The sequence below is a fragment of the Clostridium sp. MSJ-8 genome (assembly GCF_018918325.1).
Lineage (GTDB): Bacteria > Bacillota > Clostridia > Clostridiales > Clostridiaceae > Clostridium.
On the sequence record NZ_JAHLQH010000042.1, the window covers coordinates 23,670 to 30,451 of the forward strand.

At 28.9% G+C, this 6,782-nt stretch carries 5 protein-coding genes; 1 reads left to right on the top strand and 4 read right to left on the bottom strand.

All coding sequences use genetic code 11. The features are described from left to right. Window positions 1-19 precede the first annotated feature (19 nt). Together KQI77_RS09505 and KQI77_RS09510 are read right to left on the bottom strand one after the other, a co-directional pair. On the bottom strand, window positions 20-2,191 hold the full coding sequence (locus KQI77_RS09505) for a Tex family protein (protein WP_216390193.1): 2,172 nt from the start codon (window positions 2,189-2,191) through the stop codon (window positions 20-22). An 81-nt stretch (window positions 2,192-2,272) separates the two neighbouring features. Next, entirely contained in the window at window positions 2,273-3,922 is a 1,650-nt protein-coding gene (locus KQI77_RS09510; RefSeq protein ID WP_216390194.1) for a SulP family inorganic anion transporter, read from the bottom strand. 219 nt (window positions 3,923-4,141) lie between these two features. Here KQI77_RS09510 and KQI77_RS09515 point away from each other — a divergent pair, with 219 nt between their 5' ends. Further along, a complete protein-coding gene (locus KQI77_RS09515) occupies window positions 4,142-4,948 on the top strand; it encodes an MBL fold metallo-hydrolase (RefSeq protein WP_216390195.1) in 807 nt (268 codons plus the stop codon). 492 nt (window positions 4,949-5,440) lie between these two features. Here the strand turns inward: KQI77_RS09515 and KQI77_RS09520 are convergent, their stop codons facing one another. Both KQI77_RS09520 and KQI77_RS09525 read right to left on the bottom strand, forming a co-directional pair. Continuing rightward, window positions 5,441-5,815: a hypothetical protein gene (locus KQI77_RS09520; protein WP_216390196.1), complete on the bottom strand. Its 375-nt coding sequence runs from the start codon at window positions 5,813-5,815 to the stop codon at window positions 5,441-5,443. Window positions 5,816-5,858: 43 nt separating this feature from the next. Then, window positions 5,859-6,557, bottom strand: coding sequence for a YoaK family protein (locus KQI77_RS09525; protein WP_253289420.1), 699 nt, complete (start codon window positions 6,555-6,557; stop codon window positions 5,859-5,861). Window positions 6,558-6,782: the final 225 nt, after the last annotated feature.

The following is a 6,782-nucleotide window of genomic DNA, read 5'->3' on the forward strand; positions in this document are numbered from 1 at the left end:
TTTCAATTTATCAATTACATTATTTGCTCTCAGAAACGTCCTTCATTGATAATGATATTCTATTTCTTTTGCTATCAACATCAATAATTTTTACTTTAACTATATCCCCAACTTTAACTATATCCAATGGATGTTTTACAAATTTATTTGCCATTTGACTCTTATGAACCAAACCATCTTGATGAACGCCTATATCAACAAAAGCTCCAAAATCTGATACATTTCTTACTGTTCCCATTAATATCATACCTGCTGTTAAGTCTTTAATATCTATAACTCCTGTCTTTAATATAGGCTTTGGCATCTCATCTCTAGGATCTCTTCCTGGTTTCTTAATTTCTTTTATTATATCCTTTAGTGTTAATTCACCTATTCCTATTTCTTTTTCTATATTCTTTAATCCTTTTGCCTTAACTTTTTCGTCTATATCTCCAAGGTTATTATTCTTAAGATCCTCTTCTGTATAACCTAATAATGCCATAATCTTCTTACATTCATCATATGATTCAGGGTGCACAGCAGTATTATCTAGTGGTTCATTACTTTCTGTAACTCTCAAGAAACCTGCACATTGTTCATAAGCCTTTTGTCCTAATCTCTTTACCTTAAGTAGTTCTTTTCTGTTCTTAAATCCACCATTTTCATCTCTATAATCAACTATGTTCTTAGCAATAGATGCATTTATTCCTGATATATATGTCAATAATGATGGTGTTGCAGTATTTAAATCAACCCCCACCTTATTAACTGAATCTTCTACAACTCCTGTTAATGATTCCTCTAATCTCTTTTGACTTACATCATGTTGATATTGGCCTACTCCTATAGCCTTTGGATCTATCTTTACAAGCTCTGCCATAGGATCTTGTAATCTTCTACCTATTGATATTGCTCCTCTTACTGTAACATCTAAATCTGGATATTCTTTAGTTGCAAGTTCAGATGCTGAATATACTGAAGCTCCTGCTTCAGATACAATAACATAAGCTACTTCTTTTCCTGTTTCCTTCTTTATCTCTGATATCATCTCAGATATAACTTCTTCTGATTCTCTAGAAGCAGTACCATTACCTAAAGATATTACATCAACATCATATTTGTATATCAATTCCTTTAGAACTTTCTTTGCTCCCTCTATATCTTTTTTAGGTAATGTTGGATATACAGCAACATTTTCTAGGAACTTTCCTGTACTATCTAATATTGCGACTTTACATCCTGTTCTAAATCCTGGATCATATCCCATTACAGTTTTGCCCTTTATAGGTGCTTGCATAAGAAGTGCCTTTAAATTTTCTTTAAATACCATTATAGCTCCTTCTTCTCCCTTGTCTGTAAGTTCATTTCTAATTTCTCTTTCTATAGATGGAAAGATCAATCTCTTATAAGCATCTCTTATGGCCAATTTTAATTTTTCATCTGTTACTTCATTATTCTTTAATATTTTATCTTCTAAATATCTTATTACCTTATCTTCATTTATATTAATCTTAACTGATAATATTTTTTCTTTTTCTCCTCTATTAATTGCTAATATTCTATGAGGAGGAATCTTACCTACTTCTTCACTATAATCATAATACATTTCATATGGAGTTGGTTCTTCACTTGAACCCTTTGATTCTATCTTGCCCTCTCTCATAACTAAATTTCTTATATATTTTCTATATTTTGCTTCTTCTGATATTCCTTCAGCCACAATATCTAATGCACCATTTATAGCATCTTCTATAGAACTAACTCCTTTTTCTTCATTAATATAAGTTGAAGCTTCTTCTGCAATATCTCCATTAAATTTACCTTTTATAAGTAATTCAGAAAGAGGTTCTAATCCTTTTTCCTTTGCAATAGTTGCTCTTGTTCTCTTCTTAGGCTTATATGGTCTATATATATCTTCTACTTCTGTTAATGTTTCAGCTTTGTTTAGTGCTTCTTTTATTTCTTCAGTAAGCTTTCCTTGTTCTTCTATAAGTCTAGATACGTCTTCTTTTCTCTCATCTAAATTACGTAGATATGTTAACTTCTCAGAGAATTTTCTTAAAACCTCATCTGATAATCCACCTGTTCTTTCTTTTCTGTATCTAGCAATAAATGGTACTGTATTACCTTCATCTAATAATTCAATTACACTTTGTACTTGATTCAATCTTAATTGTAATAATTCTGCTAGTCTCTCTTCAATTGTTTTCATACTATAAACCTCCCAAATGTTCTATACCTGTCTACAATTATATCAATCATATTTCCTTTTGAAAATAATATATATTAATAATTATTTTGTAATATCCTTATAAGCATCTTTTATAGCTTCCACCTTACTATCATAGAAATTATCTTCTCCAATAAGCGTTGCAAGTCCCATTCTCTTAATTACCTTCATAGGTTGCTTTTGAACATGAGTTAATATGAACTTTATATTCAATCTCTCACATTCTGCATATACTTGTTTAAGTTCTGCTATTGCTGATGCATCCATTGACATTGTATGTCTTAAATCTAGTATAAATACTTCTGTAGTTGGTTTAAGATTAAGATGATCTTCAAAATCTCTAACTATACCAAAGAAAAATGGACCATTAACTTGATAAACCATTATTTTGTCATCTGAATCCTCAAGTACTCTATTTATTCCTTCATCAAACGCCCCTTCTTCACATAAATCTTTTATAACTGTTGTATCTGATACTCTCTTCATAAATAAGAACATAGTTATTACCATTCCAACCCCTATTGCAACAACCAAGTCAAATACTACTGTACATACAAATGTAACTAATAATACAGCAATATCACTCTTAGGTGACTTTAGTAATGCCTTAAAAGTTCTCCATTCACTCATGTTATATGATACTACTGCTAATATAGCTGCTAATGTTGTCATAGGTATAAGCTTTGCAAGTGGCATTGCAACAAGCATAATTATAAGTAATGTTATTGCATGAACTATACCAGCTATAGGACTTCTTCCACCTGACTTAACATTTGCAGCTGTTCTTGCTATTGCACCAGTTGCTGGTATACCACCAAATAATCCTGAAGCAATATTTGCAATTCCTTGTCCTATAAGTTCACTATTAGAATCATGAGTGTCTTTTATCATACCATCTGCAACTACAGCTGATAATAATGATTCAAGTGCTGCCAAAATAGCAATAGTAAAAGCTGGTGAGAATAATTTATTAATAGTATTAACATCTATATGTGGGAATGTTGGTGCAGGAAGCTTAGATGATAATTCCCCATATATACTACCTATTGTTGCTACATCATTGAAATATGGTATGAACTTCACCATTAATGTTCCTATTATTATTGCTATCATAGAACCTGGAATAGTTTTATTAATCTTAGGCCACATTGCAATAATAACTATACACACAACACCAACAATTAATGTTGGAAGATGAGTTGTTGAAAAGTTTGCGATATAGCATTTCCATTTTGCAATGAATTCTGATGGAACACTACCTTCTATTGTAAGACCAAAAAGATCTTTTATCTGAGTAGATAGTAATGTAATTGCAATACCTGATGTAAATCCTATTGTTATTGTCTTAGGAATAAATTTAATAAAAGTTCCTAGTTTTAGTAATCCCATAATAACAAGAATTATTCCTGCCATTATAGTTGCTATTATTAATCCATCTAATCCATATTGCTGAATAATAGAATATATGATAACAACAAATGCACCTGTAGGTCCCCCTATTTGAACTCTACTTCCTCCAAGTAATGATATGAAGAATCCAGCTATAACTGCTGTTATCAATCCTTTCTCTGGAGTTACTCCTGATGAAATTCCAAGTGCTATAGATAATGGTAATGCTATTATAGCAACTATAATACCTGCAACTATATCTTTTAGTACTTGTTCTTTAGTTAACTCCTTACTTTGTATCATGCTAAATAACTTTGGCTTCACTTTTTTACAACATCCTTCCCTTATATATAATTTTTCTATTGTCAACCTTTTATATATTACTCTCATTTTTATTTACAGTCAAAGCAAATATTGGCATATTATTTAAGAATTCGTTTACTTTATACATTTTTATGTTTTTATGTACAAATTACTTTTTAATTATGTTATTTTATTAATATAATTATTGTAAACTTTGTATATTAAGAAAGGGGTTTTTATATGGAAAAAATATCAATGTTAGGTACTGGCTCTGCAATGGTTACAAAATGCTTCAATACTTGCTTCACATTATCTAATGATAATGAATATTTATTAGTTGATTCAGGTGGTGGAAACACAATCTTATCAAATCTTCAAAAGTTAAATATAGATATAACTAATATCCATAACATGTTTATATCCCATAATCATAGTGATCATATATTAGGTTCTGCATGGATCATTCGTGCTATATGTCATAATATACTAACTAAAGGTACTTATAAAGGTAACTTTAATATATATTGTCATGAAAAATCTATAAAAGCTATTAGAGATATCTCTTCTTATGTATTGCAAGGTAAGTTTTTAAAATTATTCGATGATAGAATCATTTTTCATCCTATAAAAGACGGAGATGAAGCTATTATTCTAGGTAGGAAAACAATATTTTTCGATATACATAGCACAAAGGAACTTCAACATGGATTCACAACTGAACTATGTAACGGAAAAAAATTAACTTTCTTAGGTGATGAACCATATAGAGATGGAATTAAAAAATATTGTATGAATGTTGATTATTTAATGCATGAAGCTTTTTGTTCTTATGCTGATAGGGATATATTTAAACCTTATGAAAAACATCATGCTACATCTAGAGATGCATGTATAAGTGCTGATAAATTAAATGTAAAAAATATAATATTATATCATGCAGAAGATAAAAATCTAAGTACTAGAAAGGAAAGATATATATCTGAAGGTAAAGAAGTATTTAACGGTAATATCTATGTTCCTAACGATTTAGATGAAATAATATTATAATTTTCCATAAACTGTTTACTATTTAAAACTTAAGTGCTATAATTTATTTGTAAATATTTTACATTTAGAGGTGGTTGTATGGAAAAAGTATCTCATAAAATAGTATCTCTAATATTAGTTGTAATAATAACACTGCTTTTACTACATTACACATCTATAATTTCTTTTTCTAGAGATATTTTAGATTCATTATGTTTTGCTACGTTATCATTAATTATTTTTTCTGCTACAACCATCCTTTGTTCTAAAAGTTCAAAACTTTATAAATTCATAAATGCTATAATTCTAATATGCATATTCTCAGGTGTGCTGTTATATATAATACAGAACAAGTTAAATTACGCTATATACATATCCTTATTGTTAACTTTAATTTCTGCATTAATGGATATGTTTTATAAAAAGCCCTAATAAAATTTTTTAGCCAGCTCTTTTCTCTAATTTTAGCTGGCTAATTTTTTTACCCTTTGGGAAATTATATTTTGTTTATAATTATGACACTTTTGTACTTTCTCTTCTATACAATATATAGATTATTGCAAGTATTATCAATTCTATTGGTACAAATGTATAAACAATAACCTTACGAATATATTCGTTAATATCTTTAGGCAAACGAGATATACCTACATAACCTTGCTTACTTAAAATATCCTTTGCCTCTTCTATATCTTGATTACCAGTTTTATCATAATAATTAGATATAATGTCATCTAAGCTTTCATCTTGCATAACATCTGCAAAAATGCACATATTCTGACTACTTATAAAATTATCTATTCTATTAGTAGCTAACATAGAAGCTAGTATTAGAACTATCTCCGAAATAAAAAATATTATTATATATTTTATCGTAATTTTTCTCATATCCCCTCATCCCCCTTTTTGCTATATAATTATAAATCCATAGTTATACAACTTTCTTAATTGAATTATCTTCACTGCTTATTATCACCTTTGATGTACTTTCAGTTTCAAATAAAGTAAGTTCTAAAGCTGTAATTGTTGGTACTATTCCAATCCATACACCTTTCATTCCAAATAAATTAGTACATATAAATGCTATTGCAACTCCTAAATGAAAAGATAATAACACCTTACCATAAAATTTTGCTTTATGAAGTTTATCTTTTTCTTTATTGCAAATATATTCAGTTATAGCTATAGTAGTTTGTTTTAAATTATTAGTTGAAAATATTGTAGAACTATTATATCCATGTACACCAGGAAATGAATTCCATTGAACTGCCATTGCAAAAAATATTGGATATAACGCAATTATCACATCTAAGTTCTTTGGCATAATTCCAACCATTATAACAGTTATCGCATCTACTATTACACTATATATGTGAACATTTATCTTAGTATAGTTTTTTATAATAACTGTACTTATTAACCCTATTATATATATTACAACCGAGCCTAACCTAATTATTATTCCTGGAATATTGCCACCTACTATATCCATCATAAGATGAATCATATTTGACGTCTGAGCTGATCCTAATACATCACACCAATTAAGTATTGCATATGCACCTAATATACCGCCTATTAAAGCCATGTTAAAATGTAATATTTCATCATGTTTTACTTTATTTATCATTTTTTCCACTCCACTTCTTCCACCTATTATAACACAAAAAATGGTTTGTAAATTGAAAAAGTAAGTTCCGCTTTTTAAGTGAAACGGAAGTTAGTCTTGCAAAGAATTTGATATAATTAATCTGATATTTGTCCTAAACATGTTAGGAGGAGTAATTATGTCAAATTTATGCAAAGGAAAACATCTTAGAATCGAGGATAGACTTATTATAGAATATGGACTTGA

Coding starts and splice junctions, on each gene's coding strand:
- KQI77_RS09505 (WP_216390193.1), bottom strand. CDS start 2,191: ATGAAAACAATTGAAGAGAGACTAGCAGAATTATTACAATTAAGATTG.
- KQI77_RS09515 (WP_216390195.1), top strand. CDS start 4,142: ATGGAAAAAATATCAATGTTAGGTACTGGCTCTGCAATGGTTACAAAA.
- KQI77_RS09520 (WP_216390196.1), bottom strand. CDS start 5,815: ATGAGAAAAATTACGATAAAATATATAATAATATTTTTTATTTCGGAG.
- KQI77_RS09525 (WP_253289420.1), bottom strand. CDS start 6,557: ATGATAAATAAAGTAAAACATGATGAAATATTACATTTTAACATGGCT.